Origin of the sequence: Simiduia curdlanivorans (assembly GCF_030409605.1) — a bacterium.
GTDB lineage: Bacteria > Pseudomonadota > Gammaproteobacteria > Pseudomonadales > Cellvibrionaceae > Simiduia > Simiduia curdlanivorans.
Map to the genome: position 1 here is coordinate 2499317 of NZ_JAUFQG010000004.1, position 25883 is coordinate 2525199.

General features: G+C 51.1%; 21 protein-coding genes. 13 read left to right on the forward strand and 8 right to left on the reverse strand.

The window, feature by feature from the left end:
* Positions 1-23: 23 nt before the first annotated feature.
* The 8 genes from QWY82_RS10965 to QWY82_RS11000 all read left to right on the forward strand — a co-directional run bounded on the left by QWY82_RS10965 (position 24) and on the right by QWY82_RS11000 (position 8433).
* Positions 24-644, forward strand: coding sequence for a hypothetical protein (locus tag QWY82_RS10965; protein WP_290262229.1), 621 nt, complete (start codon positions 24-26; stop codon positions 642-644).
* 403 nt (positions 645-1047) lie between these two features.
* Positions 1048-1404, forward strand: coding sequence for a MerC domain-containing protein (locus tag QWY82_RS10970; RefSeq protein ID WP_290262231.1), 357 nt, complete (start codon positions 1048-1050; stop codon positions 1402-1404).
* The gene (gene zigA / locus QWY82_RS10975; RefSeq protein ID WP_290262233.1) at positions 1401-2675 is read left to right on the forward strand and encodes a zinc metallochaperone GTPase ZigA; all 1275 of its coding nucleotides are present in this window, start codon (positions 1401-1403) and stop codon (positions 2673-2675) included. Before QWY82_RS10970 ends, zigA begins: the two co-directional genes overlap by 4 nt.
* 12 nt (positions 2676-2687) lie before the next feature.
* Positions 2688-3293: a DUF1826 domain-containing protein gene (locus tag QWY82_RS10980; protein ID WP_290262235.1), complete on the forward strand. Its 606-nt coding sequence runs from the start codon at positions 2688-2690 to the stop codon at positions 3291-3293.
* 118 nt (positions 3294-3411) lie between these two features.
* A complete protein-coding gene (locus QWY82_RS10985) occupies positions 3412-5790 on the forward strand; it encodes a TonB-dependent receptor (protein ID WP_290262237.1) in 2379 nt (792 codons plus the stop codon).
* A gap of 51 nt (positions 5791-5841) precedes the next feature.
* Positions 5842-7230, forward strand: coding sequence for a 5-methyltetrahydrofolate--homocysteine methyltransferase (locus QWY82_RS10990; RefSeq protein WP_290262240.1), 1389 nt, complete (start codon positions 5842-5844; stop codon positions 7228-7230).
* A 110-nt stretch (positions 7231-7340) separates the two neighbouring features.
* Positions 7341-7964, forward strand: a complete 624-nt coding sequence (locus tag QWY82_RS10995) for a ZrgA family zinc uptake protein (RefSeq protein WP_290262242.1) — start codon at positions 7341-7343, stop codon at positions 7962-7964.
* A gap of 1 nt (position 7965) precedes the next feature.
* Entirely contained in the window at positions 7966-8433 is a 468-nt protein-coding gene (locus QWY82_RS11000; protein ID WP_290262244.1) for a Fur family transcriptional regulator, read from the forward strand.
* Between the two features lie 209 nt (positions 8434-8642).
* Here QWY82_RS11000 and QWY82_RS11005 read toward each other — a convergent pair whose 3' ends face one another.
* From QWY82_RS11005 to QWY82_RS11015, 3 genes are all read right to left on the reverse strand, one after another.
* Positions 8643-9302, reverse strand: a complete 660-nt coding sequence (locus tag QWY82_RS11005; protein ID WP_290262245.1) for a hypothetical protein — start codon at positions 9300-9302, stop codon at positions 8643-8645.
* 517 nt (positions 9303-9819) lie between these two features.
* On the reverse strand, positions 9820-11472 hold the full coding sequence (locus tag QWY82_RS11010; protein WP_290262248.1) for a lytic polysaccharide monooxygenase: 1653 nt from the start codon (positions 11470-11472) through the stop codon (positions 9820-9822).
* A gap of 269 nt (positions 11473-11741) precedes the next feature.
* Positions 11742-13172 (reverse strand): aminotransferase-like domain-containing protein, encoded by a 1431-nt coding sequence (locus tag QWY82_RS11015; RefSeq protein WP_290262249.1) that lies wholly within the window; start codon positions 13170-13172, stop codon positions 11742-11744.
* Between the two features lie 153 nt (positions 13173-13325).
* On the opposite strand from QWY82_RS11015, the gene QWY82_RS11020 reads away from it, so the two are divergent.
* Positions 13326-14207: an EamA family transporter gene (locus tag QWY82_RS11020; RefSeq protein ID WP_290262252.1), complete on the forward strand. Its 882-nt coding sequence runs from the start codon at positions 13326-13328 to the stop codon at positions 14205-14207.
* A gap of 168 nt (positions 14208-14375) precedes the next feature.
* On the opposite strand, the gene QWY82_RS11025 is transcribed toward QWY82_RS11020, so the two are convergent.
* The 3 genes from QWY82_RS11025 to QWY82_RS11035 form a co-directional block, all read right to left on the reverse strand.
* Positions 14376-16238, reverse strand: coding sequence for a DUF885 domain-containing protein (locus QWY82_RS11025; RefSeq protein WP_290262254.1), 1863 nt, complete (start codon positions 16236-16238; stop codon positions 14376-14378).
* A gap of 222 nt (positions 16239-16460) precedes the next feature.
* Positions 16461-17633 (reverse strand): tetratricopeptide repeat protein, encoded by a 1173-nt coding sequence (locus QWY82_RS11030; protein WP_290262256.1) that lies wholly within the window; start codon positions 17631-17633, stop codon positions 16461-16463.
* A 155-nt stretch (positions 17634-17788) separates the two neighbouring features.
* Positions 17789-18622 (reverse strand): helix-turn-helix domain-containing protein, encoded by an 834-nt coding sequence (locus QWY82_RS11035; RefSeq protein ID WP_290262257.1) that lies wholly within the window; start codon positions 18620-18622, stop codon positions 17789-17791.
* 125 nt (positions 18623-18747) lie between these two features.
* Between QWY82_RS11035 and QWY82_RS11040 the strand changes: the two genes are divergently transcribed.
* The 4 genes from QWY82_RS11040 to QWY82_RS11055 are packed head-to-tail and all read left to right on the forward strand — an operon-like array spanning position 18748 to position 23213.
* The gene (locus QWY82_RS11040; RefSeq protein WP_290262259.1) at positions 18748-20553 is read left to right on the forward strand and encodes an acyl-CoA dehydrogenase; all 1806 of its coding nucleotides are present in this window, start codon (positions 18748-18750) and stop codon (positions 20551-20553) included.
* Positions 20554-20589: 36 nt separating this feature from the next.
* A complete protein-coding gene (locus QWY82_RS11045) occupies positions 20590-21048 on the forward strand; it encodes a MaoC family dehydratase (RefSeq protein WP_290262261.1) in 459 nt (152 codons plus the stop codon).
* A 48-nt stretch (positions 21049-21096) separates the two neighbouring features.
* Positions 21097-22014: an SDR family NAD(P)-dependent oxidoreductase gene (locus QWY82_RS11050; protein WP_290262263.1), complete on the forward strand. Its 918-nt coding sequence runs from the start codon at positions 21097-21099 to the stop codon at positions 22012-22014.
* Positions 22015-22031: 17 nt separating this feature from the next.
* Positions 22032-23213: an acetyl-CoA C-acyltransferase gene (locus QWY82_RS11055; protein ID WP_290262266.1), complete on the forward strand. Its 1182-nt coding sequence runs from the start codon at positions 22032-22034 to the stop codon at positions 23211-23213.
* Between the two features lie 105 nt (positions 23214-23318).
* Here the strand turns inward: QWY82_RS11055 and QWY82_RS11060 are convergent, their stop codons facing one another.
* Together QWY82_RS11060 and QWY82_RS11065 are read right to left on the reverse strand one after the other, a co-directional pair.
* Positions 23319-24980, reverse strand: coding sequence for an acyl-CoA dehydrogenase family protein (locus tag QWY82_RS11060; RefSeq protein WP_290262268.1), 1662 nt, complete (start codon positions 24978-24980; stop codon positions 23319-23321).
* The gene (locus QWY82_RS11065; protein ID WP_290262270.1) at positions 24970-25581 is read right to left on the reverse strand and encodes a TetR/AcrR family transcriptional regulator; all 612 of its coding nucleotides are present in this window, start codon (positions 25579-25581) and stop codon (positions 24970-24972) included. The genes QWY82_RS11060 and QWY82_RS11065 overlap by 11 nt, the downstream gene beginning before the upstream one ends.
* Between the last annotated feature and the right edge of the window lie 302 nt (positions 25582-25883).

Sequence of the window (25883 nt, forward strand, 5' to 3'; positions counted from 1 at the left end):
CTCCTCCTACTTTCGCAAGATGCATGAATATGGACATTACCCGCAAACCCATTGGTAAGCACCTTCTACTGATTGTTGGTGGTTTGGCCATTTTGATCTTGCTCAGTGATCTGAGTATTTTTTCACGGCTGTTTCCCAGTGAACCTGAGCTTGTTGTGCGCGGGAGGGTTGATCCCTCGTTGAGTTTAACTTTTGGCTCTAGCTACCTTGCAAAAAAGGACGGTATTGGTTGTGAAAATTGGTCTTTGTTTGCTGGCTGGGGGCGTCGTTATAGCGGTGACCGGCTGGTGGCGAAGGTCTCTGATGGCCATTATGAAGTCCGTATTCCGGTGCCGGATCGCAGTGCTGAGCGCTGTGGTTATACCTTGCAGGGGGTGCAGTTTGGTTTGGCGCCTAAGGGCAAGACGCTTAGCAATTGGGTGGCTTTATTTAATTACAGCAGTGAGATGTCGGGCACTGAGTTTGCCATTGCCAATCCGTTAGATGCCTACTGCACACCAATAAGTGACGCGCAGGATCAATGGATTTGCAGCCGCCGTGCCGATGCGCAGGTGGTGCTTGGTTACCGCACCGACCGTATGCCAAGCGCGATGACCATGAACATTCACGTTCAAGCTAACCCGCCCTATGAGGTCGCCTATTGAGCCTTGGTATAGGGTTTTCTCCTTATCATGGTGTTTATGTTGATTGTTCTTTTTGCTTGCCAACATAAAAACCATCCCTCTACTGAACAGCGGCTTGGGCGAAATTACATAAACCCAGTTGACGCAAATCTAGTCAGCTCACAAATCACAATACACTTCCAAATCTAGCCAGCCTAATTGCCGTCATAACCTCACGATTTTTATCTGGGTGGGCTAATGGCCGACTATTTGCCCTAGGTTTGGCGGGGCTTAGGCCTTGTAGGGCTTGGCTTTAGGATTATCTGAGTTGTACATTTCTCAACCATCCGAACCGATTACTCTAGACAAAGTTCATTTTGCACTTTAAGCTTCAAATGATATGTTATATCGTAACAGTATAATGCAAAAGCCGAGTATTTGAATCATGAGAGACGCGTTGGGTGCGGTTTGTTCTGGGCTTTGTTTGATCCACTGCTTGGCATTGCCTGTGTTGGCGGCTACGGGCACGACCTTTATTGGCTTTGCCATGTTATCGAGTGAATCAACTCACCTTTGGTTGTGTGCGTTGATGATGGTTTTTGCGCTCTGGGCTTTTCCGTCGGGTTGGCGTGCACACAAGTGTTTATGGCCAGGGCTGCTAGCGATTGCTGCTGCGGTGTTAGTACTGCTCGCACTATTCGCCTCAGAAGCCGAGGAGACCTATTGGATTGCTTCCAGCTTAACGCTGATTGGCGGGCACTTGATGAATCGATATTTGTTGCGCGCGAGGGCGAGTTTATGACATCTCCTATTTCCCGTTTAGAAAATGTAAGCGTTGCGAATCAATCGGCACGCTTACCGGTGACAGTGTTATCGGGCTTTTTAGGGGCCGGTAAAACCACGGTGCTGAGCCATATTCTGAATAACCGCGCCAGCCGCCGGGTCGCTGTTATCGTGAATGATATGAGTGAGCTGAACATTGATGCAGCTAAGGTAAAAAATGAGATTAGCCTCAACCGCAGCGAAGAAAAATTAGTGGAAATGAGCAACGGCTGTATCTGCTGCACCTTGCGTGAAGACTTATTGATTGAAGTGCGCAAGTTGGCGGAGGAGGGTCGTTTTGACTACCTGCTGATTGAATCTACGGGCGTTTCAGAACCCTTGCCCGTGGCTGAAACCTTTACCTTTGCCGATGAGTCTGGCCAAAGTTTAGCGGATGTGGCTAGGCTCGATACCATGGTGACGGTGGTGGATGCCGCTAACTTTTTAACCGACTACAACCAAGCTCGCGAGTTACAAGACAGTGTTGATCACATCGATGAAAGTGATACGCGCACGGTAGCGGATTTACTGGTGGATCAGGTTGAGTTTGCCGATGTTATCCTGCTGAGCAAAACGGATTTGGTCAGTAAAGCGCACACCAAGAAAGTCTTAGCGGTGGTTCGCGCGTTAAATCCAGACGCGAGGGTTTTACCTATACGCGAAGGTGAAATCGACTTGGCGGAGGTGTTGGGTACTGGAAAATTCAGTTTTGAAAAAGCGCAACGTGCGCCCGGCTGGTTAAAGGAAATGCGCGGTGAGCATGTGCCGGAAACTGAAGAGTATGGCATCAGCAGTTTTGTCTACCGCGCCCGCAAACCTTTTCATCCGAAAAAGTTTTTTGACTTCCTGCACAGTAAAAATATTGAAGGCAAGCTGCTGCGCTCGAAAGGCTATTTCTGGCTAGCCTCGCGGCCTGAGTTTGCCGGCCAATGGAATCAGGCGGGCGGCATTGCCCGCTATGGGTTTGCTGGCATGTTTTGGAAGGCAGTGCCTAAAACGCAATGGCCGGAAGACCCAGACCACCTTGCCTCGATCGAAAAAAGCTGGCTTGAACCCTTCGGTGATATGCGCCAAGAGTTGGTTTTTATCGGCCAAAACCTCAATCAACAGGTCGTTATTGAAACGCTCAACCAGTGCTTATTAACCGATGATGAACTCCTAGCGGGCAAAGATTTTTGGCAAACCTTGGAAGATCCTTTCCCTGCGTGGACAGAGGATTTTGTCGATGAAGAATTTGCCGCTGAGGCCTAGGAGTTAGAAACCGTGAGTGTAGCCCTGTCTTTAGCCGTGGATTTTCATCCCGGCGCGTTAACGGAAATTTATCGAGCCGACGTCAATATTGCTATTTGGCAGCGCCAACTAGACCCCCACATTACGCACTATGCGCAACATTTAATGGCCGTGGCACCGCACTGGCGCACACGTTTTATTCAGCAACCTGAAAAAATTGCGGCGCAGCTGGCGCAGGAGTTGCCGTTAGCGAGCAGTCGCCAGGCATTTATCGACGATGTTGCACTGGTGGTCGAGATGTTTAGTTGCTTATTTGAATTGGAGCATGTGGGGTTTCGTATGGCGGTTTTACGCACCGCCATGTGCCCCAAGTTTCATGTTGATCAGGTGCCTTGTCGCTTGATCAGCACCTATGCCGGCGCCGGTACGCAATGGCACAAGCATGGCCTGGTGGAGCGCACTGCGCAGGGTGTGTTGAATCTTCAGCCTCATATTCATTCTGAGCATTTGCGCGTGGGCGACGTGGCGCTATTAAAAGGCGAAACCTGGGAGGGCAACTGTGGCCGAGGTTTGGTGCATCGCTCGCCGCCTGCCTCGGATTCCGCTCCGCGCTTGGTGCTTACGCTCGATTTTGCCTAGCTGCCGGACAAAGAACCTAAGGAACCTCTGAATAACTCTGGAAGCCAGAGCGGCACCAGAGTTATTCAGAGGTTCCCTAACACTAAAAAATAAAATTGATTAACCCTTGGAGTAAACCATGAAGTACAAACTTTTGGCGGCGGCAGTCGCGCTCGCCAGCCTACCAGCGCACGCACTCGATGGCAGCGTTGTGGATGATCGGGGCTCGCCTATCGCGGGTGCAAGCATTGAAATTGAGGGCTCGAAGAAATTCATCGTTAGCGATGCGCAAGGCCGTTTTAGTTTGGCCGATGATGTGCAAGAAATTCATATTACTGCGCCAGGTTTTAGTCATCGCATGGTGCATCTAGACGATCAGACACGCGCGACGCTTGTGATCGCTTTGGCAAAGACCGTGATTGAGCAGGTGGATGTGATTGGTTTGCCGATTCACGCCTCGGCCATCGAATCGGCGATTCCGGTTGCGGTACTCAGTGGCGAGGCGTTGCGCAATCAACAGGCTGCAACCTTGGGCGACACTCTGGCGAGGGTGCCCGGCGTAAACACCAACTTTCATGGCAATGTGGCAAGCACTCCCGTGGTTCGCGGCTTAAGTGGCCCGCGTGTATTAATCACTCAAAATAGTTTGGACGTGAGCGACGTATCTCGCGTGGGGCCAGATCACTCGGTGGCAGCGGAAGTCTCAACCGCGCAGCAAGTGGAAATATTGCGTGGCCCAGCCACCCTGTTTTACGGCAGTGGCGCCATTGGCGGCGTTGTTAATGTGGTGGATAACCGAGTGCCGACAGATTCGGAAACCCGCGGCGCAGTGCTGTTGAGCCGGGAGTCGGTCAACAACCAAAACCTCGCCTCCTTTAACGTCACTACGGGCACAGATCAGTTCGCGTTTTACGGCGACGGATTTTGGCGCGAAGCGGACGATTACACAGTGCCTGCTGCACCGGAGCAAGGCCATGAGGCCGACCAACACAGTGGCGATTTTACCGTCGCCAACAGTGCTGAAGAATCCAGCGGTTACACCTTAGGCTCCAGCTATTTGATGGCCAATGGCTATGTGGGGCTGTCGTATGGTCGATTGGATCGCGAATACGGCATCCCTGGCCATAGTCACGGTGGGCACGAAGAGGAAGCTGCAGAGCCAGAGCGCGTTTACGCGGACTTGGGGCAAAACCGCTACCAATTGCTAAGTGAATTGGATGTCGACCTGCCTTGGTTGCGCGCTATTCAGGCGCGTGCTGCCTACACAGACTACACCCATGCCGAAGTGGAAGAGGGGATAGTAGGCACTACCTTCTCTAATGAAACCTCGGAGTTGCGGGTCGACCTATTCCACCAAGAGTGGGCGCATTGGAAGGGGGGGATCAATTTTCATTACAAGCGCAGCGAGGTGGCTGCTGAAGGTGAAGAGGCGTTCACGCCCCCCTCGACCTCGGAAACCTTTGCGATGGCGCTGATGGAAGAAAAGCACTTTGGCGATGTGTTAGTACAAATGGGCGCGCGCATCGAACAGGTGACTATCGCCGCCGACAATGTGCTGTTGCCTCATTTAGCCGTGCATGATCACGGTAGCCCCGATACCGGCGAAGACTCACACGCCGATGAAGCTACTCGTGTTTTTGCGGTAGAGCATGATTTTACACCAGTCAGTTTCTCCCTTGGCGCAGTATGGGATTTTAGCCCAGGTTATAACTTGGGAATCGCTCTGTCGCACGCGCAACGCGCACCCTCCGCTTCGGAACTTTTATCTTTCGGCCCTCATATAGGTACTCGATCTTATGAGATAGGTGCTTTATTTGCCGTGCACGAAGAGGAGGGTGAAGCGCATTTTGAGTTGAGTGATAGTGATGTGGCATTGGAGACCTCCAATAATGTCGATCTCACCTTTCGAAAATATGAGGGCGATATCGGTATTATTTTGAATGCCTTCTATAACCAAATTGATAACTATTACTACCAGAGTGCGACGGGACTGTATGCCGAAGGTGGCCATGATCATGGCGATGAGCATAACCATGGCGATGCTGCAGAAGACGAGCATGCAGATGAACTGCCCGTTTATTTGTACAGCTATGCCGACGCGAATTTCTACGGCTTCGAAGCGCAGGGTATTTGGCAATTCAGCGAGCGCTGGAAGGCGACGCTTTTTACCGACTATGTGCGCGCAGCATTGACCGATGGCACTGATTTGCCGAGAACGCCACCGCTGCGTTTTGGTGCCGACCTGGATTACACCGGTGAGCGCCTGAGTGCAAACCTAAACTGGACGCAATACGCCGAGCAATCTAAAACGGCGCCGCTGGAAACCCCTACCAATGGTTACGACATGCTGGATGCAAGCGTGACTTACCACTTACCTGTTGGCGCAAATACCTTGGCCCTGTTTTTAAAGGCCGAAAACATAACGGATACCGAAGCCCGCGTTCACACTTCGTTTATTAAAGATATCGCTCCCATGCCCGGGCGAAATTTTAGCGTGGGTGTTCGCGCCATTTTCTAGTTACCAAGACACGATTATTGTTTTTAAATTTGCATAATATAAGGATCAAAAATGAAACACGTTGCTTCAAAAATACCATTGCCGGCGCTAAAACCCTTAACCCTTTTTATTGCGCTAAGTACATCGCTCACGCTCATCGGCTGCGGTGATGCTACAACGACCATTGTTGAAAAGGAGCCCATTCCCGTTGAGGACGATGGCCACAACCACGGTGGTGAGCATGGTGCTGAAACCGCAGGTCGTTTATTCGTTGTGAACCCTGCCGCTGTTGAATCGCAAGTGTTTGACTTAGACGACAATGACCTGATAACAACTATCCCGCTGGATGCGCTGCCAAGTGCGGTGTATGCATCGGGCGGCTACCGTTTTGCTGCGTTAATTGAACGCAATGCCGACACAGTGGGTTTTGTCGATGGTGGTTTGTGGCAGGAGCCCCATGATGATCATTTTGATTTGTACACGTCTACGCCACAGTTAATTAACTACTCGTTGAACGGCAGTCGCCCCACACATTACGACACCTTTGAGGGCAGCGTTGCGGTTTTCTTCGATGGCAATGCGGGGGCTGGTAGCAATGCGTCAATTCAGGTTTTTGACGACCAGGTGATCGAAGAAGCAGATGCGCCTGCTATGGTCAGTTTTGGTTTGCCCATGCACGGTGTGGCAAAACCTCGTGGCGAGCAATTGCTGGCAACCCTTCGTCGCGATGATGCCGAAAGTACATCGAGCAATAAAATATTACCCGACCAAGTGGGTGTTTATCATCTGCATGACGGTGATTATGAGCTAGAGCAAACCCTCGATGTGGCCTGCCCCGACTTACACGGTGCGGCGCAAAACGAAACCCATGTGGTATTTGGCTGTAGCGACGGTGTGTTAGTGGCAGCGGAAGGCAGTGACGGTTTATATGCTGCGCAAAAGCTACTCAACCCCGCAACTATCTTGGACTCCGCCCGCATCGGCAGCTTGTGGGGGCACGAGGCGAGTGGCCAATTTATTGGCTCGGCTAGCGCCGATGGCGTAAGCCAATTCTTTGCCATTGATCCAGAGGAAGGCGAGATAGCGCTCATTGATTGGCAGCCTATGCCAAATGCAAAACCCGTTGCCCGTGACTTTGCCTTTGAGGCCGAGCAGTTTGTCATTTTGGACGACCAAGGTTACCTGACCTTGATCGAACCCCATCAGGACGGTCTTCACACCCACTGGGAATACGGCGCGCGTTTGGATATCACCGATGCGGATGTGAGCCAGATGCCTTCAGGCATGAAGTTTTCCATGACGCTCGCCCAAAATGGCCACACCGTTTACATCGCCGATCCTATTGCGCAGCATATTGTGGTGGTGGATCTCGAGGTGCTAGCCATTACAGACGAAATTGAATTGGACTATGCGCCGGCCATGGTTACTTGGTTGGGCATCGCAGAGGGTCACGATCACTAAGCAATATCGCTGCGTGATGGATTGAGCAGTAACCCCGTCTTCCCTAACGGGGTATTAGCGGGGGCTTTGGCCTCCGTGTTTTTGACTGACAAGTGTTCAAGTGGTGTTGTATGCAAGTATTAAAATGGGCTTTGCTATTTATACTTTATGGCATCTGCCAACAGGGAATAGCTGAAAGCCGCAATAACCCTCAGGCGCACAGCCATGGTTTGGCGCAAATGACGGTTATCTATGATGCTGATATGCTGCTCATCGAAATGGCGCTACCGGCTGTTGATATGCTGGGGTTTGAACATGCACCGCAAAATGCAGCACAATGGCAACAACTGGATCTGCTGGCACTTAGCCTTCAGACGCCGAGTGAGATAGTCAATTTGCAGCCCGCCTGTAACCTTCAGAGTGTAGACGTCAATCTGCCTTTTCATGATGCAGGGCGAGCGACAGAGGACCTGAATTCAGAAGGATACTCAAAGCATGCGCACGATGAATCTACAGCCCATGCCGATCATAGTGAGGGGCTTGACTTAGAGCGCGATGCAACCGTTTTACCTTTGCACCCGGATATTCATCTTAGTTACCAGTGGCAATGTAAGGCACTCACCTTGCCCGCGATAAGCTTGCAAGGGTTGTTTTACCGTTACAAAAGTATAGGGAAGGTGCAGGCCCAGTGGGTTGCGAATGGCAAGCAGGGCGCCACACTGCTTAGTAAGAACCAAGCGTTACTGGAGTTTTAGTATGAAAAAAAGTCAGTTAACTAACATCATGAACAAGGCGCAAGATATTTGCGCGCACTCCGGTGGTCGTTTAACGGAAAAGCGCCAACGAATTTTAGAGCTACTGTTGGTTTCAAAAACGCCTTTGTCGGCTTATGAAGTCGCTGATACCCACAACCGAAGCGTCGATATTTCCATGCCGGTGATGTCGGTCTATCGCATCCTAGATTTTTTGGAATCGGAACAGCTGGTGCATAAACTGAGTTCAACCAATAAATATGTAGCCTGTTCGCATATTGCCTGCAGCCATGCTCATGAAATACCCCAGTTTTTAATTTGCGGTAAATGCCAAAGCGTGAAAGAAATTGCCATTGCCAAGCGCATTATCGAAGAGCTGGACCAGCAAGTGGCAGAAGCAGGCTATAAGTTGGTTAATTCGCAGTTGGAACTGCAATGCGTGTGTGATAATTGTTTGGCGAATGCGGCGTAATATAAAAAATTTTTCCAATATGGCGCGGAAAATGCTCGTACGGTCGACACCTTAGCATTATGTTAAGCCTTGGATTAACCGCTATAAGTCAGGATGGCGCTGCTTGTGCTGTCGCGGTCGCACGGTCTTCTAGCGCTCACCCTGACGTTCTCCTGAGCTAGCTTTTAAGGCGTTAGTGATTCACGTCGCTCAGCGCTCAGGAATTCGATTTAGATATCCTGAAGCCCAATTATCTCGTCTTTGTGGTTTATATTTTGGGCATAGAATGACCAAACGCCATTTTTATTGCGCACGCCAAATACACGCGCATAGGTATCGTAATAGGTGGTGCCGGCTTTCATTTTTGTTTGCTTGTGCTCTCTGCCTGCTTTTCCTAAATCCTTCAGCCCGCCCACAGAAAGGCGCCTCGTCATTTTTGCTGGTTCTGTTTTTACTTCGTTTTCTAAGATGTCTCTCTCGGCGCTGCCCTGAACTCTGCCTTCGCTTTTGGTATCCCCGGCTACGTGCAGCACGGTGACTGTCTTGCCTTGGCCGTCGTGAAATTTCATGGTGAAGCGGCAATTACTGAAATGCGAGGTGACGAAATAGGGTGGGGAGTTTCCGTCAAGGGTTACTGATGTTGCGGTTTTTGTTGACCAAGGCAAATAACATATTTTCTTTCTTTTGCTGCCGTCATTTTCAGTTTTCTTGAGCATTTTAATAACATTTGGCTCTTGAAAATCCCAGGCAATATCGACTTCGTAGGCGCTTACCTTTACATCGCCAAATTGGTCGAAGGCTGCAGAGTTGAAATCTAGCTGATAATTTTTAAACGCTTCGTCGATTTTACCCTCGTGTAATAGCGCTCTGAACTCTTCTAGGCTGGCCATATAGTCGTCCTCCATATTGACGAATACTAATGCTGATTAAATTTTATGCGAAAATTGGCGATTACTTGCTGTGCGGTTTGTTTTTCCTCTGGTTATGCTTAAGAATTAAAACCAGCGTTCGCAATCTATAAGGACAATTAAATGTTAACTATTCGGTCGTGGCAAGGAGATAGCTTCGAGTGTTTGGTTTTGTACAAGCCAAAGCTACAGAATACGCGGCCATCGATGAGTGGAGGGTGTTAAAACCAGTCTTTAGTGGCAAGTGTGAATTGAGCGAGCTAGGAGGGGGATTTTCGATTTCCGCGTTAGACTCGCCTCAACGGTTGAGCTTGCTTAAAACGATTTGGATAAAGCGCGATGGGTGATGGGAAGTCTATTTACCTCTCTGCATGACGGGAGGTATATCTTTCACTGATGGAGATTCTTGGTCGCCACCTCTCCGAAGAAAAGCCACAGCTCAAATGTGCTGCGGCTTTATCTTTATCTCTGAAATAGAAAACATTAGGCCTTAGCTATTTCACGGGCAGGTTGCAGCGCCTATATCAGCCCAGCTGCCATCACTGCCGGGCTCTGCCTGTGTCCACCATTTGGCTTGCCATTGGCGCTGCTGGTGGTCGACTTTGTCGCCGCTGTTGTAGCTTTTGCCGGCTTGCCATTGTTGGGCAATGTTGCTGACCAGTTGCCAGGCGTCGTTATTAAAACGGGGTTCGCTGTTGTTCCACCACTTGGCTTGCCAGACCAATTGTTGGTGGCTGACTTTTTGACCTTGGGTATAGTTAGTGCCCACTTGCCAAGCGGGGAAGTTGCTGGTGTTGGGGTCTGTGTTTTGGCAGTTTTGTGAGTCAACGTTTACGGTCAAGGTGGTGTGTGCGCTAGCGCTGTTGACGCCATCGGACACCTGAACCGAAATGGCGTGTTGCCTGGTGGCGCTGGGGTTGCCGGTGTTGACGACTAACGTGGCCGAATTCGTGCCGCTAGCTGTGAGTTCTGCGGGCACTTGCCATTGATAGGTTAGGGCGTCGCCTTCAGGGTCGTCGGCGAGCAGGGTGATGTTAACGCTTTGGTTGGCCTGGGCATTGATGCTGCTGGCCAATGACAGTGTTGGGGGCTGATTGGTTTGCGCTTTTTTTACATCGAGGGCGAAGCTGTGTTGATTGTCGGGCAGCCAGACTTGGTTGGCGCGTAGATCGGCGGCCTTGTAGTTGATCTCGCCTTGACTGTTTTTAACACCTACTTGCACCTTTTGGCTGTGATTTATTGCCAGCTTATCAACGAGTTCTTGCGCCCAGCTGCTGGTGCTTTGGTTGCTGTTGGTGATGGTTGAAATCTCGAACACGAGCTCTTGGCCGTTGCCATCGAACACGCGAAACCACACCTTGTCGCCGGTTGCGGCCTCTGTACCTTGGGGCAAGAAGTAGCCTTTGTCGAACCACTGGGGCTCGCTTACCGCGCCGAAGGTAATGTCGCTGCAGTTGTAAAAGCCTTCGCCGGCAGCATCGTCTCGTTGCCAGCGGGTGTAGAGAATGGCATCGCCTTGGCGGTTGGCGGGCAGCTGCACGGGGATGCGGTAAACCCGCTGCCCGTTCACCATTTCTGTGGTGACATTGGCGGCGCTGTCGATCAAGTCGAGGTTATGCCAGTTCAACACTTGCGTGGCTGGGTCGAAGCCGGGCTTGCTGAGGTAAAACTCCCAGAAGGAGGGGTTGTGTGGCGTTGAGGCGAAAAAGATGAAATCCAATTCGCCTTGGGCATTGGTGACCACCTGGGTCTTTTGCCAATCTGGGTGCGGTAGGTTCATGCCCTGTTTGGCTGGGTCGCCGGCGCTGCACAGCTTGCCGTCGGTCACCACGGCTTTAACGGCTTCGATATTGGTGTAGTTGGCCACATTGGCCGAGAACTCGTGGTGTTGAGTGAAAGGTACAGTGCCGGATGCTAAAAACGCCGCGCGGCAGGCACTATTGGGCATGTTTGAGCCATCGTCTGGCCACCAATAGCCGCCGTCTTCGACGCAAAACTGTTGCCGCGCTTGCGGTTGTTGCACATAGCCGTGGCCGTGGCCAAGTGGTGCGATAAACGCGCCGATTAGTAGGCCTAGTGGGGCAAACCTTAGCTGTTTCGGTAGCCCTTGGCAGGCTTGCGTTAGCCGGTGAATAGAAGCTGTTTTTATCATTATCATCTCCTGAGAGTATTGTGTGATTGACCGCTGGTATGACCCCGAACTACCTAGCGGCAAGGTAACAACGCGGCAGCAGGACAACGTTGTCATTCGGTGAGATTACTCGCACTTGCACCAAAATTGAACAAAAAAGGCGTGTACCGGCGTGCCAGCCCGGCTTGGTTTAGCGTTCTTTTGGATGGTTTAGGATGGCTTAGCGGTCTTTTTGGATGATTAAGCTGGTGGCTAGCGGGAGAGGGTCTCTTGGCTTTCGAGTATCGCTGTTAGCGGGCTTTTTTAATCTCGCGACATAGCGCGATCAGGTGCTGCCTAACGCTGGTTTTATCGCTAAGACATTCATCCAATGGCCAGCCAGCATTGATGCGGATGCAGCTGTCGTAATGGGCGAGGGTAGAGAAGGCGCGACCTGGTCTGATGTCGAATTTCTGCTCCAGCTTTGTAACTAAGCTCGGTTGCTGTAAGGCCGCACTTTCCAGCCAAATCACGGTGCCGCCCTTGGGTTGGCTGATGGCAACCGCGTCGCCCAGTTCTTGGCTGATGATATCCCGATAACTCGCCAGCTGCTGCAAAAGTCGCAGCCTTAGCCTTTGTAAGTGGGCGAGGTATTGCCCGGTTTGAATGAAATCTGACACCGCCAGTTGCACCGGTTTGTTGACGCCAATGTGGGTGGTTTTTTGTTGGTTTACGTAGTCTTCCAAGTGTTTACCCGGTAAGCACCAACCCACCCGCAAACCGGCGCCTAGGGTTTTTGACACAGAGCCGCACCAGAGAATCCAGCCATTTTTGTCCCAGTGCTTTGCCGGTAAAGGGCAGCTTTTTTCGGTACCTAATTCTAAAAAGACGTCGTCTTCAATCATCGGCACTCGATATTTTTCTGCCAACGCGACCAATTTTTGCTTCTGGCTTGGCGTCATACTAATGCCCTGTGGGTTCATGTGGGTGGTGCTAAATAACCCGGCTTGAATTTTCTTTTCCCTACACAGCTGCTCTAGCTGCAATAAATCTATGCCTTCTTCCGTGCAGGGAATCTCGATCACTTTGCGTTGTTTATTGGCCAGTTGATCGAGCAGGCCGCTGTAGCAGGGCGAGCTGATGGCTATGGTGTCGCCGATGCGCGTGGTGACGTCAACGGCGAAATTGACCGCATCTAAGCAACCATTGGTGATCACCAAATCGTCGCCGTGAAAGGCGAAACCCTGCTGCAAAAAGTGCTGGGATAGGGCTTGCCTAAGAGCCGGTTCGCCTTGTACCGCGGGATAAAAATTGAGGCCATCGCCGAGTCGATTCAGGCTGCGTTTGAAACTTCGCTGCAAATTTTCTGTGGCCAGTAAGCTGGGCGCGAGCTGGGAGGTGCCAAAGGGGCTTAAGGGCAGCGGTTTGCTGTTTAGGCGCTTAGGTTGCGCTTCGATGGGTTCATAGCGCGCGTCGAGTTTAGGTTTTACCGCGCGGCCTTTGAATTGTGGTTGGTGCGGCACAAGGTTCGCACTCATGGGTTGTTTCACAAAATAACCGCGCTGGGGCATGGCTTTGAGCCAGCCCAGCTCTTCTAAATAGCGGTAGCAATTAATCATGGTGGTGAGGCTAACCCCGTGCCGGCTGGCACTGGCTCGCAGCGATGGCAACTTACAGCCGTGCACCAGCAGCCCGGCTTCTATGTCGTCGATGATAGTCGTGGCAATGTTTTTATAGTGCATGGCTGAAACCGCGTGGCGTGTTTAGCTCATGATGCCACGGCGTGTTTTCGTCTGTATATCATTTTTTATTTAAATTTGTATCTGTTTACTTTTTTCTAAAAGATGATAATTAGCCCATTCTGCTGAAATTCAGGGTTGAGAGGGGTAAGAAGGATGAGTGCAAGAGATCTAGTCATTGGCATCGCCCTGATGGTGTTGTGGGGCTTTAATTTTTCGGTGATTCAATTGGGTGTTGAGCATGCACACCCTACGATGATTACGGCAGCGCGATTCTTTTTTGCGGCTATTCCTGCAATATTTTTCGTGCCAAGGCCACAAGTGCCGACGCGTTATTTGGTGGGCTACGGTCTGAGCTTTGGTTTGGGTGTGTGGGGCATGATGACCGTGGCTATGAAGCTCGGCGTATCGCCGGGCATGGCCGGTTTGTTGTTGCAGCTAAGTGTGGTGTCGAGTTTATTTTTGGGCTGGTTGTGGTTGCAAGAAAATATCGCGATCAACAAAGTGATAGGCGTAGTGTTAGCACTGATGGGTTTGGCGGTTAGTTTGTTTATTGAAGACGGTTCGCTGCCTTTAGTGGGTTTGCCCTTTGCCTTGGTGGCTGCCATGTGCTGGAGTTTTAACGGCATACTGGTGAAGCGCTCCGGTACGCGCGAAGTGTTTAGCTTTTGCGTTTGGGGCATGTTGTTTGCGCCCATTCCTTTGTGTTTGATCGCGTGGTTGAGCTACGGCGATACGATGCTGATGGGCTTTACCGGCGAGGGCATGGAAAAAGTGTGGTTCAGTGTTTTGTTTCAGGCCTACCCTACAACCTTGTTTGGTTATTGGGTCTGGAATCGATTAGTGGTGAAGTACCCTCTATCCACTGTGGCGCCGCTGACTTTTTTAACGCCCGTTACGGCACTGCTCGGTGGCGTTATTTTCTACGGCGAGGCAGTGGGAGTGAGTAAGTTGTTTGCTTTTTCGTTTATTCTGCTGGGGCTTTTAGTGAGTCAAATGCCGTTGAAAAGCTATTGGCCGAGACTAAAGCAGATCTAGAGATTTTGGCACTATTTTTCGTGCTAGGTTTTAGTGTTAGATTTTTGTGTTAGGTTTTTGTGTTAGGTTTTTGTGTTAGGTTTTGGTGTTGGATTTTTTATCCGCACGAAAAAAAGCCCAATCGTTTAAGCGACTGGGCTTTTTTGTTGGCTCACAATATAAAAAGGCTTAGCCTTTTTGAGTTGCAATCCAGCGATCAACGCGATCTTCCAGCATGGGCACGGGCAGTGCGCCGCCACCTAAGATGGTGTCGTGAAAGCCGCGAATATCGAATTTATCGCCCAGTGCTGTTTCTGCTTTAGCGCGCAGCTGTTGAATTTTAATCATGCCGATTTTGTAGGCTGTGGCTTGCCCTGGCCATACTAGGTAGCGCTGAACTTCCGAGCGCACGGCGGTTTCTGGAATAGACGAGTTAGCTAGGAAATATGCTACCGCTTGCTCTTCAGTCCAGCCCTTAGCGTGCATACCGGTATCAACCACTAAGCGAATGGCGCGCCAAATTTCCGCGGTTAAATTGCCGAAACGCTTGTAGGGGTCGGTAAAGGCGCCCATCTCTTTGGCCAGTTTTTCTGCATAAAGAGCCCAGCCCTCCGTGTAAACGGTAAAGCCCACTTGGGTACGGAAGTTGGGAATACCGGTCATTTCCGCCGCAATAGAGCGCTGCATATGGTGACCGGGGTTGCCCTCGTGGTAGGCGATGGTTTCCATATCGGCTTTCGAATAGGCGTTCATATCGGCTAAATGCGCATAGTAGATGCCGGGGCGGCTACCGTCGGCCGTGCCTGTGTAATAGTGTTGTGCACCGCCTGGTTGCTCGCGAAAGGGTTCTACCCGTTTAACGATCAAATCGGCTTTCGGCAGTATGCCAAAGTAGTCGGGTAGTTTGACTTTAATGGCGTCTAAGAAAGCCTTTGAGTCATCCAAATAGGCTTGGCGACCAGCGTCGGTATTTGGGTAATAAAACTGTTTGTCGGTGCGCATAAAAACGAAAAAATCGGCCAAGCTGCCTTCAAACTTTACCTCTTTTCTAATCTCATCCATTTCCGCCTTTATGCGCGCTACTTCGGTCAAGCCCAATTGATGGATTTCCTCGGGCGTCATGTCTGTGGTGGTAATAGACTTTAACCGTTGCTGATAATAGGCCATGCCGTTGGGCAGATTGCTGGCACCTGTGCTCGCGGAAGCGAGCGCTATTTCCGCACTTAACCAAGTGTTGAGGGCGGTGTAAGCGGGCAGTAAATCAGACACTAGCGCTTTGCGCGTTGCGTCCAGTAATTCGCTCGCCTCTTCCTGGGTGATCAAGTCATCGGTTTGCAGTTGAGCAATTTTAGTTTTGGCGTTGCCCCAAATGGGCGAGTCTTTTTCAGACTCGGCAAATGGCTGGCCAGCAATCATGTTTTGGGCTTGGCTTAAGCTACCTTCCAGTGCAAAACGCGGCGCTCTTACACCAAGTGAAGCCGAGTTTTTTGCTCGCTCTAGGTATTGGCCGAGGGCCCTGGAAATACCCGAAATACGCTCGATGTAGGCTTCCATGTCACTGCGGTTGTCGACCTTATGAAAGCTCATTAGGAAGGTGGGCAATGATGCTTGTGGGCCGCGCATTTGATTGAAGATATAGCTGTTGTTGCGAAATTGGCTGTCGGCTTTTTCTTCTTCGAATTGGAATATCCACAGATCGAAAGAGCTCTTTGCTTCATCGGAAAGAGCGGCGTAATTAATACTTTGCTTGAGCTGGTTCACGCTCTCTTCGAGCCAGGCGAGCTGGCGTAAATGGGCCGCGTCGCTGACATCGTCGATCTGGTTGTAGAGATCTTTTCGGCCTAGGTAGCTGAGTGACATAGGGCTGAACTGCAATTGCTCTTCATAGCGGGTATTTAACCAGTGTTCTAGTTTTTGCGATTCCGTTTGCGTGGTCTCGGCAGTGGTGGTTTCAGCTTTGCTGGGTGTTGAGGGTGTTGTTGTGTTGGGTTCGCAGGCGCCGAGCAGCAGCGCAGCCGCGAGAGCCGATAGGGTGTAGGCCATCTTATGCATAGCGTATTTCCTAATGAATTATTATTGTTGGACAGGTGTTCAACAGACGCGACCATCATCCCATAAAGGAATAGGTAGGTCGAGATGAGGCGAGGGTTTTAGATAGATTAACAGCCATCGGCTGATTGGCTTCATCGCTAGCCTTATATTCAGGCGGGCGTTGATAGCGTCCAGCTAAAAGGCTGCTGGAGCCGATTTGTTTTGGCCGTAGTTTGACTGACGTTAATGTAAGGTCGCTAAACGCTCAAGCTTAGTTTGGTACATTTCCTTTTGATCTGCCTTTAGGGCGATCTCTTCTGCAAGCTGCAAATCTTGTTTTACTTCGGTTTTCATGCCAAGGCTTGCGTAAATTTGAGCGCGCAAATAATAAAAGCGATGATCTTTGTCGAACAATTTTATAGCTTTGTTGACATAGGCTAGAGCTTTTTCGTTATCGCCTTGCTGTTGATTGTCTAGGGCGCGCTTGAATTGCAGATAGGGGTTGCGTTTATGAAAATTTTTCAGCGCCTGGTGTATTGCTTCCGCCTGGCTTTCTCGGTCGCTCGTCTCGTAGATGCGCGCCAAGTTACTCGCAGCTACAGGTTCAAACTTGCCGAAGGAGAGGGCGTGTTTAAAGGATGCTTCAGCTAGGTCTCTCTGATCTGTGCGGTTGTAGAGTACGCCTAAATTGCTCCAAATAAAGTGGGTGGAAGGGCTAAGGAGTATGGCTTTTCTGAAATAGAGGAAAGATTGGGTGTAGGCTTGGTCGCTCATCGCTTCTACGCCTCGATTATTATAATAAAGGGCTTCTGCTTCGGCTTTGGAGAGTGTGCTCTGTTCGTAATTTTCGTTGTAGTCTTCCATATTAATGTCGACCACCGCATCAGGGTGCTGTCGAAGTTTTACCAGCGCGTTGACGTGGCGGTAGTAAACTAACCGATTGCCATCTTGGAGATCCCAAGTTGGCGGAATGGAGACTTCATTGAGCTCGGCTTTTAAACCCACTTCCTCGGCCATGCTGATCAATAACATGGTAAAAGATAAGCAGTTAGCTTCTCTTCTGGCAAACGATTCCGCGGCGGTATAGGTGGCCGTGGGGTTGTAGTCCAAGCCTAATGTGTTAGGGCTCATGATGGCCCAAACTAACTGTTTTAACCTGAAGTTGGCGCTCATGGTTTTGGGCGCATAGTGGTGTGCGAAACGTTTCATGTCTTCAGTCAAAGCAAAGGGGTTTTCGTCCGGCAGTGCGTTGTTAAGGTGTTCAAGTTGCGATTCTTGGATGAAGGCTTCTCCGGCTAGTACACGCTTGACCAGATCCGGTGAGGTGTCGGCGATCTTTGGGGTGTTTTGGCAACCGGCTGACAGAGCCGCAATGATGCTAAAGCACAGGCTCGCAAATAGATGACGGTAGTGCATGTCACAACTCCCTATTTCTCGCAGATGATTTAACATAACGCGACTTAGACCTATTGTCATGGTATGCGCGATCAATGGCGCATAAATCGCGATCTTCTGATGAATTAGAGCTGATTTGGTGCCCGGTTATCGCTATTCGGCCTAACGTTATCTGTTTAGGGTAATAACGGATGGGTCGCCGTCGCATCTAGTAATCCGGATAGATCTAAGTTGTCGTCCTCGGGGTAGAGGGTGCTCACCGTTAAGCGCGGTTCGGCGAGATAGGCTGCTGGGCCTAAGGCGCCGACTGTCTGGCTGACGTTATAAAAGCGCTGCAATTTACCCGCATAGTCAATTTGCACGCGATAGCTGGCCATGGGCTCGAGTTTCGCGGCGCGTTGAGGCCAGTCGGCAGGTACATTTTTGTGGGTTAGATAGCGCTCAAAGGTTGCTAGGTCCTTGTCTGAGTTGGTCAGCATGGCGTTTTGCTTGAGCGCCATCAGGATCATCGAAATCGTGTCTTGCCAGCCGGTTAAGAGGGCGCCGTCGCCCATTTGGGTGAACAAGAAATCGTACAAGTTGGTGACTTTTTCGAGGTCACTTGCGCCAATGCGCGACTGATAAAAGTTTACCCAGGCTTGATTGACCATGAGTATTTTACCGGTGCTGTCGGTTAAGGCCGTGGGAAAAGGGTTGAGGGCCTTGAGTGTTAAACCCATGGCCTTACGCAGCCAGCGTAGTTTTGCATCGCTGTAGTCAACGGCCGTTTCTTGCACATAATAGCCGGCGGCGATGCGCAGGTGATTGCGGTCGCGCTCGCCAAGGCTGAGGCTCTTGGCGATTTCCTCCACCAGCGTTTCACTTGGTGTGCTGGCATGGTTTTCGAGCCGGCTAATATGCCGAGGCGAACTGCCGAGGCGATCGGCTAACTCCTCTTGGCTAAGTTGGTGCACGCCACGCCAGAAACGTAGAAAACGACCAAAGGCTTTTGGGTGGGTGTTATTGTTCATGGGCTGCCTTTTTGTCTGTGCGCGTTTTAGCGCTAGGCTCTACCGGACACTCAATGTCATGGCTTGCCCGCCTAAACGCGTCAATAATCCGGTTATATTAACGCAAATCGATAAGGCAGAGAGTTATGGTTGCACCTATCTTAAATGACCGCGATATGGCCTTTTGGCTATTTGAAGTGTTTGATGTTGAGCAGCTCACCCGTCGCGAGCGCTACCAAGACCATAATAAGGAGTCTTTCCTTGCCGCTGTGGAGTTAGGTCGCAAGGTGGCGGAAAAGCATTTCCTGCCGATTCGACAAAAAGTGGATACTCATCAGCCAACCTTTGATGGCCAGCGCGTTAGTATGATTCCCGAAATTAAACCGGCGATTGAAGCGGTGAATGCCTCGGGTTTGGCCTGCCCCAGTGCCGACTATGACATGGGCGGTATGCAGTTGCCGCCGATTGTTGCCAGCGCCGCAACGGCGTATTTGTCGGCTGCCGGTAGCACCACCCTTGGTTACACCAGTTTAACCAACGCCAATTGCAATTTGATTGAGTCTCACGGTAGCGCCGAGCAAATTGCCAAGTGGGTGGTGCCTATGCGCGAGGGACGCTTCGCAGGCACCATGGCGATGACGGAACCGTCGGCCGGTTCCAGCATGGCGGATTTAACCACCAGCGCGGTTAAAAGCGATGACGGTAGTTACCGAATTTCGGGCAGTAAAATATTCATTTCCGGCGGCGATCACGAGCTGACAGAAAATATTGTGCATTTAGTCTTGGCCCGCGTTAAAGGTGCACCTAAGGGCATTAAAGGCATTTCACTTTTTATTGTGCCGAAGGTGTTAGTAAATGACGACGGCAGCCTCGGCGAGCGCAATGATGTTCATTTGGCGGGGTTGTTTCACAAAATGGGCGGCAGAGGGCAAACTTCTTGCGCCCTGAGCTTTGGTGAGCGCGACGGCGCGGTCGGTTATTTGGTGGGCGAGGAAAATAAGGGCCTTCGGTACATGTTTCACATGATGAACGAAGCCCGCATTATGGTGGGTACCAGCGCTGCGGTAACGGCGTTAACAGGCTATCAGTACTCACTGGACTACGCCAAAGAGCGGCCACAAGGGCGCTTGCCTTCGTCCAAGGACCCAGCTTCTGCACCGGTCAATATTATTAAACACCCGGATGTACGGCGCATGTTATTGGCGCAAAAAGCTTACGCGGAAGGCGCCTATACGCTCTGTCTGTTTGGCGCGCAGTTATCCGATGATGAACGCACTGCAGCAACCCAAGCCGAGCGCGAGCAAGCTCATGAGTTGTTAGACTTTCTAACGCCGATGATTAAATCCTGGCCGTCAGAGTATGGCCCGCGAGCAAACAGTTTGGCCATTCAAGTGTTGGGTGGGCACGGTTATATTAACGAACATCCCGTTGAAATGTTTTACCGCGACAATCGCTTGAATGCCATTCACGAAGGCACTTATGGCGTGCAGTCATTGGATTTGTTAGCGCGCAAAGTGCCGATAAATAATATGGCCGGCTATCGCGCTTGCGTGGCGGCCATTGAAGCCACCATTGAGCAAGCAAAGATGCACGAAAGTTTGCAGGTGTTTGCCGAGCAACTCATCGCATCCCTTGCCCTTTTGCAAACGACGACAAGTACTTTATTAGCGGCGATGATGGAAAAACCGATTGATTTGGCCTTGGCAAATTCGGTCAAGTATTTGGAGTTGTTTGGCAATATCGTTATTGCTTGGATGTGGCTCAAGCAGGGTATTGCGGCGCAAACTGGCTTGGATGCTACCGACCACCAAGCCGAGCGCGATTTTTATTTGGGTAAGCTACAGGCGCTGCGCTACTTTTTTAATGTCGAGCTCCCTGAAATTTACGCTTGGTCCGCGCTGCTTTGCAAACTAGAGAGCAGCGCCTTCGATATGGAAGAAAGCTGGTTTTAACACCATTAATCATAATAATGTAAGGAGCGATGCACAGTGAAAAATATTAGCCGAACGAATATTGAAAAATACGCAGATTATCAAGCCGAGCCCACGGCTTGGCATGAGGTAACACAAGCGCAGATCAACGCCTTTGCCGACTGCACCTTGGATCACCAGTTTATTCATGTTGACCCAGAGGCCGCCGCAAAGACGCCTTTTGGTGCTACCATTGCGCACGGATTTTTATCTTTATCGATGCTGTCGCATTTTGCCGAGCAATTTAGTTTGGTCATTGACGGCACAGTCATGGGTATTAATTATGGTTTCGATAAAGTGCGCTTTCTCAATCCAGTAAAAGTGGGTAGCCGCATTCGCGCCCATGCGACGACGCTCGATATTGTCGAGAAAAGTCCGGGGCAGTTTTTGTCGCGCACCAGTGTGATCATTGAAATTGAAGGTGAGGAAAAGCCTGCGCTGAGTGCCATTTGGCTCGGTATGCAAATCGTTGCTTGATCTAAATATATAACTAGGGCGCTACTAGGCCCGGTAGAGGAGTTAACCATGAGTATTGATTTTAACGGCCGCGTTGCCATCGTTACCGGTGCCGGTAATGGTTTGGGGCGTTCGCACGCACTGGAACTTGCAAAGCGCGGCGCCAAAGTGGTGATTAATGATTTGGGTGGTGCGCGCGATGGCAGCGGTGGTTCCTCTGCGGCGGCGAAAGCCGTAGTTGCCGAAATAATTGCAGCCGGTGGTGAGGCCATTGCCCACGGCGCTAATGTAGCGAACTTCGATGAAGTGCAAGCCATGGTTGCGCAAACCATGGAAACCTGGGGCCGGGTTGATATTTTAATTAACAATGCCGGTATTCTACGGGATAAAAGCTTTGCAAAAATGGACCTAGCGGATTTCCGTTTAGTGATGGATGTGCACGTAATGGGTTCAGTCAATTGCACCAAAGCCGTGTGGGACATTATGCGCGAGCAAAACTACGGTCGAATTGTGATGACCACCTCTTCATCGGGTATGTATGGCAACTTCGGCCAAACCAATTACGGCGCGGCAAAAATGGCGGTCATCGGTTTCATGAACACCTTGGTGTTGGAGGGGCAGAAGAATGATATTCGCATTAACTGTTTGGCACCCACGGCTGCCACGCGCATGACGGAAGATATTATGCCGCCAGAAATTTGCGCCATGTTGCAGCCCGAAGCCGTTACCGCTGGCGCACTAACCTTGTGCCACGAAGATGCGCCCAATCGCATGATTTTATGCGCCGGTGCCGGTGGTTACGCGTCGACCCGCCTGTTTGAAACTGACGGTGTTTTTATTCCAGAGCAAGAGCAGAGCCCCGAGGCTGTCTTGGCGCAATGGGAGGGCATTTGCGATATCGGCAATCAGGCCGAGTTAGCCAGTGGCTTGAAACAGTCGGAAAAGTTTTTGACCAAAGCCATGGCTTACGTGCAAGCCAATAAATAATATAGGGAAGCGCCACTATGAAAGAAGCCGTTATTGTTTCCGTTGCTCGCACGCCCATCGGTAAAGCCTATCGTGGTGCATTTAATAATGTAGAAGCACCGAGTTTATCGTCTTGGGCGATAAAAGCCGCGGTTGAGCGCGCCGGTATCGATCCGGCGGAAATTGATGATTGTGTTTGGGGTGCAGCTTTGCAGCAGGGCACGCAAGGTTTTAATCTGGGGCGCCAAGTGGCCTTGGCCGCTGGCTTGCCGGTGACCGTGGCGGGCATGAGTTTAGATCGTCAATGCTCCTCGGGCTTGCTGTCTATCGCCACGGCGGCGAAGCAAATTATTGTCGACGGTGCGCCGGTGGTGCTCGCCGGCGGCTGTGAGTCCATCAGTTTAGTGCAAAACGAACACATGAATATTCACCGCATGGTGGACCCAATGGCCATTGCGCATGCGCCAGCTATTCATATGCCCATGTTGGATACCGCTGAGATCGTCGCGCAACGCTACAAAATTTCACGGGACGCGCAAGACGAGTACGCGTTGGAATCGCAATTGCGCACCGCAAAAGCGCAGGCTGCCGGAAAGTTTGCCGATGAAATTGTGCCGGTGACCGCAACCAAATTGGTATTTGATAAAACCACCGGTGCGGCAACGGAAGAGCAGGTGACACTGGCGCAAGACGAGGGCAATCGCCCTTCGACAACGTTAGAAAGCTTGAACGCTTTGAAAACCGTGCGCGACGGCGGTTCAATTACCGCCGGTAATGCCTCGCAACTTTCCGATGGCGCAGCGGCCGTGATTTTAATGGAGCGCAAACTTGCCGAGCAACGCGGTCTTGCGCCACTGGGTATTTATCGCGGTATGGTTGCAGCGGGTTGCGAACCGGATGAAATGGGTATTGGCCCTGTGTTCGCGATTCCTAAATTACTCAAGCGCCACGGTTTAACCATCAATGATATTGGCCTGTGGGAATTAAACGAAGCATTTGCCGTTCAGGTGATTTATTGCCGCGATCAGTTGGGTATTCCCCAAGAGCATTTAAACGTTAACGGCGGCGCCATTTCCATTGGTCACCCCTACGGTATGAGCGGCGCGCGTATGGTCATGCATGCACTGATTGAAGGTAAGCGCCGCGGCGTTAAGTATGTGGTGGTGACTATGTGTGTTGGCGGTGGCATGGGTGCCGCTGGTTTGTTTGAGGTCATTTAATCGCTGTTAACACTCGCGTTTTTTTTGCGTTAACCTGTATTAATTTAAAAGCCCTTGTTGCGTTTGCAGCTAGGGCTTTTTTTTGGCCTTTTTTATAGGCCTTTTTTAAGGGTGCGGGCTGGCGTGGCGAACCACGGCAGCGCTATCGATGGATCGGGCAAAAGCGCCATATAGTGCCTGACTATCTTGTTGCAATCGGCTGGCGCAAAAGGCATCGGCATTGGGTGATTGCTGGTGAAGTAGACTCGACGCTTGCAAGCACAGCGCTAAGCGCTCCATGAAATAGCGCCCGTGACGCAAGATGTCCGTGCCCGCTTGGGTGAATTGTTGCCGAGTTTGCGTTAAATACTGTTGTAGCAAGGGCTGAACTTTTGCTGTCTTGCCAACCTCTAACCAAACCGCGTCGAGGCACTGCGGGCTTTTGCTGATAATGCGCATAAGATCTAAACATTGAACATTGCCACTGCCTTCCCAAATGGCGTTAATTGGCGCCTCGCGATACAAGCGCGCGAGCGGGCCGTCTTCCATCACGCCCATGCCGCCCATACACTCCATCGCCTCGTAAGCGTGGCCAGGTGTGCGTTTGCAAATCCAATATTTTCCCACCGCGGTACCAATGCGCAACAGTTGTTGCTCATGTTCGCTGCTGGCGTTATCCAACGCCTGTGCCATACGCAGGGTTAACGCCAACGAGGCCTCGCTCTCCAGTGCTAAGTCGGCAAGCACTTGGCTCATCAAAGGTTGATCGACTAAGTGCGCGCCGAATACCTGTCGGCGCTCGGCGTGGTGAATCGCCTGCGCCACGGCGGCTCTTTGCCCGGCGCTGGAACCGATCATGCAATCAAAACGGGTTAGCGAAACCATTTCTAAAATATTCGCCACGCCGCGACCTTCGTCGCCAATGAGCCAACCCAGAGCGCCGCGCAGTTCCGCTTCCGACGAGGCGTTGGATACATTGCCCATTTTATTTTTCAGCTGCTGAATTTGCAGGGGATTTTTGCTGCCGTCCGGGCGCCAGCGGGGTACTAAAAAGCAAGACAGGCCGCCGCTTGCATAGGCCAACACCAGGAAGCCATCGCTCATGGGCGCAGATACAAAATATTTATGGCCAACTAACTCATAGAGTTCACCAGCGCCTGGCTGGCCAACCGGGTAGGCTTTGGTGCTGTTGGCGCGAACATCCGAGCCGCCTTGCTTTTCCGTCATCGCCATGCCGAGGGTGAGGCCGCTCTTTTCATACCAGGGTTTATTGCTGGCATCGTAACGAGAGGACTGTATTAAGGGCTGCCAAGCCTCGGCAATATTAGCCTGTTTATTCAAGGTGGGATGGCTGGCAAAGGTCATGGTAATGGGGCAGCCATGACCCGCTTCAACTTGTGCTTGTAAGTAATATTTTGCCGCGCGGTATTGATGACCCTGGTCGCTAGGGTTGAGCCAAGGCGAGCTGTGCAGTTGGTGTTCTATGGCCGATTGCATGAGTTGATGATAGGCGGGGTGGAACTCTACGGCGTCGGTTCGATGGCCAAAGCGGTCGTGGCTTTTGAATTGTGGCTTATGTTGATTGGCAAGGTGGCCTAAATGCAAATATTCGGCGCTGCCACACAGTTGACCAAACTCGGTGAGCGATTTTTTTTCAGCTGTACCGAACCCGCGAGTTGCTTGAGTTAGCGCGCGGTCGTGTGCAAAGCTGTTGTAGTTTTCCAGCGCGCCCGATTGGTTTTCGACATTGTGGGTTTCCGCTAAAAAAGCTTGGGTGTTATTTTTCATCTGCTTCTCCTTTGCCTAAACCGCGCAGGCAAAATGCCACCAAGGGTTTAGTGGCGAGTCGATTGATTATTTTATGATTGGCTTGGTGCAGCACGGCTTCCGCCATGGCGCCAACGATGGCGACGGCGGCGAGCATGGCAGATTGTTGGGCAAATTCGTTGTTTTTTATGCCGGCTTCGATGACGCTTGCGAAGCGCTCAGCCCAAATGGCGCGGTAGCGCAAACGCGCGGCTTCCACCGCCGGCGACACAGGTTCGGCAATGAGGGCGTAGGCAAGCTTTGGGTTGGCGAGTGCGCGCTCGCAGAATGCACTGAGTAACATTTCTAAGGTTAATGCCGCGGCGGCGGTTTGGTTTACCGAATCAAAAACGGCGGTTATCTCGCGCTCTGTAGCGCGCTCAAAAATGGCTACGGCGAGGGCGTCTTTATTGTTGAAATAGCGATACAGGTTACCGCTCGCCATACCCGCTGCGGCCGTGACCTTGCTAATAGATAGATTTTGAAAACCAGATTTTGCCACCAGCTGATGGCCTTTGTGTAGCAGGCTTTCGAGGTTGGCTTGTTTGACTTGATCGGTGTGTTCGGTCGCTTGGTATGCCATGAAGTGAACCTTGATTCATTTCATGGCAGTAAAGCAGGTGTGGGTGGGGAGGTCAATGGGGTGAGCTGCAAGCAACAAGCAACAAGCTATAAGCTATAAGCTGCAAGCTACAAGCTACAAGCTACAAGCTACAAGCTACAAGCTACAAGCTACAAGCGAAAAGCGAAAAGCAAGAGCGAAAAGCAAGAGCGAAAAGCAAGAGCGGCAGGGTGCACATGAGGTGCTTGCTCGTGCCCGTGCTTGAGCTCTTGCTCTTGCTCTTGCTCTTGCTCTTGCTTGCAGCTTGACGCTTACAGCTTGCA

Coding starts and splice junctions, on each gene's coding strand:
- QWY82_RS10990 (WP_290262240.1), top strand. CDS start 5,842: ATGAAACACGTTGCTTCAAAAATACCATTGCCGGCGCTAAAACCCTTA.
- zigA (WP_290262233.1), top strand. CDS start 1,401: ATGACATCTCCTATTTCCCGTTTAGAAAATGTAAGCGTTGCGAATCAA.
- QWY82_RS11025 (WP_290262254.1), bottom strand. CDS start 16,238: ATGCATAAGATGGCCTACACCCTATCGGCTCTCGCGGCTGCGCTGCTG.
- QWY82_RS11005 (WP_290262245.1), bottom strand. CDS start 9,302: ATGGCCAGCCTAGAAGAGTTCAGAGCGCTATTACACGAGGGTAAAATC.
- QWY82_RS11035 (WP_290262257.1), bottom strand. CDS start 18,622: ATGAACAATAACACCCACCCAAAAGCCTTTGGTCGTTTTCTACGTTTC.
- QWY82_RS10970 (WP_290262231.1), top strand. CDS start 1,048: ATGAGAGACGCGTTGGGTGCGGTTTGTTCTGGGCTTTGTTTGATCCAC.
- QWY82_RS11050 (WP_290262263.1), top strand. CDS start 21,097: ATGAGTATTGATTTTAACGGCCGCGTTGCCATCGTTACCGGTGCCGGT.
- QWY82_RS11010 (WP_290262248.1), bottom strand. CDS start 11,472: ATGATAAAAACAGCTTCTATTCACCGGCTAACGCAAGCCTGCCAAGGG.
- QWY82_RS11030 (WP_290262256.1), bottom strand. CDS start 17,633: ATGCACTACCGTCATCTATTTGCGAGCCTGTGCTTTAGCATCATTGCG.
- QWY82_RS10965 (WP_290262229.1), top strand. CDS start 24: ATGAATATGGACATTACCCGCAAACCCATTGGTAAGCACCTTCTACTG.
- QWY82_RS11060 (WP_290262268.1), bottom strand. CDS start 24,980: ATGAAAAATAACACCCAAGCTTTTTTAGCGGAAACCCACAATGTCGAA.
- QWY82_RS11065 (WP_290262270.1), bottom strand. CDS start 25,581: ATGGCATACCAAGCGACCGAACACACCGATCAAGTCAAACAAGCCAAC.
- QWY82_RS11000 (WP_290262244.1), top strand. CDS start 7,966: ATGAAAAAAAGTCAGTTAACTAACATCATGAACAAGGCGCAAGATATT.
- QWY82_RS10985 (WP_290262237.1), top strand. CDS start 3,412: ATGAAGTACAAACTTTTGGCGGCGGCAGTCGCGCTCGCCAGCCTACCA.
- QWY82_RS10995 (WP_290262242.1), top strand. CDS start 7,341: ATGCAAGTATTAAAATGGGCTTTGCTATTTATACTTTATGGCATCTGC.
- QWY82_RS11020 (WP_290262252.1), top strand. CDS start 13,326: ATGAGTGCAAGAGATCTAGTCATTGGCATCGCCCTGATGGTGTTGTGG.
- QWY82_RS11040 (WP_290262259.1), top strand. CDS start 18,748: ATGGTTGCACCTATCTTAAATGACCGCGATATGGCCTTTTGGCTATTT.
- QWY82_RS11015 (WP_290262249.1), bottom strand. CDS start 13,172: ATGCACTATAAAAACATTGCCACGACTATCATCGACGACATAGAAGCC.
- QWY82_RS11055 (WP_290262266.1), top strand. CDS start 22,032: ATGAAAGAAGCCGTTATTGTTTCCGTTGCTCGCACGCCCATCGGTAAA.